Origin of the sequence: Catellatospora aurea (assembly GCF_042663325.1) — a bacterium.
GTDB lineage: Bacteria > Actinomycetota > Actinomycetes > Mycobacteriales > Micromonosporaceae > Catellatospora > Catellatospora aurea.
On the sequence record NZ_JBHTAC010000113.1, the window covers coordinates 1 to 770 of the forward strand.

1 protein-coding gene is annotated in these 770 nt (G+C 66.9%); it reads right to left on the reverse strand.

The features are described 5' to 3' along the window. Positions 1–770: carbohydrate ABC transporter permease (locus ACFQO7_RS37730; protein WP_376810893.1), on the reverse strand; the 770-nt coding region annotated here is incomplete at both ends.

The following is a 770-nucleotide window of genomic DNA, read 5'->3' on the forward strand; positions in this document are numbered from 1 at the left end:
CCCTTGATGCTGCCGGCGAGGCCGCCGATGAGTTGGCGTTCGGCGACGGCGTAGAAGCCGAGGGCGGGGATCATGGACAGGACGACGTAGGCGAGGACTTTGGCGGTGTCGTCGGCGTATTGGCCTTGGAAGGCCTGGACGCCTACGGGCAGGGTCCACCAGCTCTGGTCGGTGAACACGACCAGGGGGAGGAAGAAGTTGTTCCAGCTGGCGACGATGGCCAGGACGGAGACGGTGGCCAGGGCTGGTTTGGCCATGGGGAGTAGGACGCGCCAGAAGAAGCCGAAGGGGGTGCAGCCGTCGAGGGTGGCGGCTTCTTCGACTTCGGCGGGGATGGTGCGGAAGAACTGGCGCAGGATGATGATCGTGGTGGGTAGTCCGAAGGCGGCCTGGGGCAGGATGACGCCGAGGGGGTTGTCGAGCAGGTCCATGCTGCGCAGGAGGATGAACAGGGGCAGGATGGCCACGGCGAAGGGGAACATGAGGCCGACGGCGAACAGGGTGAACAGGGTTTCGCGGCCGCGGAAGGCGAAGCGGGCGAACACGAACGCGGCCATGGCGGAGGCGCCGACGACGACGGCGACGGTGGCCAGGGCGATCAGGGTGCTGTTGGCCAGTTGTCGCCAGAAGACGGGGTCGCCCAGGATGCTGGTGTAGTTGTCGGGTTGCCAGGGGTCGGGCCAGCCGAGGGGGTTGGTGGACAGTTGTCCGTTGTCCTTGAACCCGCCGAGCACACCGAACCCGACCGGCACCACGATCAGCGCCCCGAT